This window comes from Pelagicoccus sp. SDUM812002, assembly GCF_031127835.1.
Taxonomy (GTDB): Bacteria; Verrucomicrobiota; Verrucomicrobiia; order Opitutales; family Opitutaceae; genus Pelagicoccus.
The window spans coordinates 1-657 of the sequence record NZ_JARXHX010000111.1 but is presented as its reverse complement, the minus strand read 5'-3'; the positions used below and the strand labels follow the sequence as shown (position 1 = coordinate 657).

Below are 657 nucleotides of genomic sequence, written 5' to 3'. Positions count from 1 at the left end.
CGAAACCTTACTCCTAGTCCCATTTCCAGACTAGCGGCGAACCGGACACTCCGGCTCGACCGCTCCCCTCACCCGGATCCCGCCAAGCGATTCGCCCTTGCCCTCTTCGCTGGCTAGAGGCAAGAAAAACGATGCCCCTCAGCCGTCATCAGACGGCTCCTTTGAGCGGCCACGTGTCCGTCGTAGCCTTGGCGTAGTCGGATCCGAGCCGCACCGCACTTCCGCAACATATCCGCGTTCAACCGCGGTAAAAAAACACACCCAACTTTCAATCAAACCCATGAAACGCACCGCCATGAAACGACTGCTCCTACTCGCCCTCATCCTACCGAGCCTCGCCCTCGCTGATTCGCTGCCTCACCTAGCGACCAAGGGCACCGCCACCCAGCTCATTGTGGACGGCAAGCCCTTCCTCGCCAGAGGCGGTGAACTGGGCAACTCCACCGCATCGAACCGAGCCAACCTCGGCCAATACTGGGAGAAATTCCAAGCCCTCAACATGAACACCGTCCTCGCCCCGGTCTACTGGGACCGCATCGAGCCGACCGAGGGCGAATTCGACTTCTCCTCCGTCGATTGGCTCATCGAAGACGCCCGAGCAAACGATATGAAGTTGGCCCTCCTCTGGTTCGCCAGCTGGAAAAACAGCATGTCCTC

The 657-nt window shown here is 59.8% G+C and carries 1 protein-coding gene; it reads left to right on the top strand.

The genetic code is table 11. The features are described from left to right. Nucleotides 1-280: 280 nt before the first annotated feature. The coding region (locus QEH53_RS23910) for a beta-galactosidase (RefSeq protein ID WP_309025756.1) at nt 281-657 on the top strand (377 nt) is incomplete at its 3' end.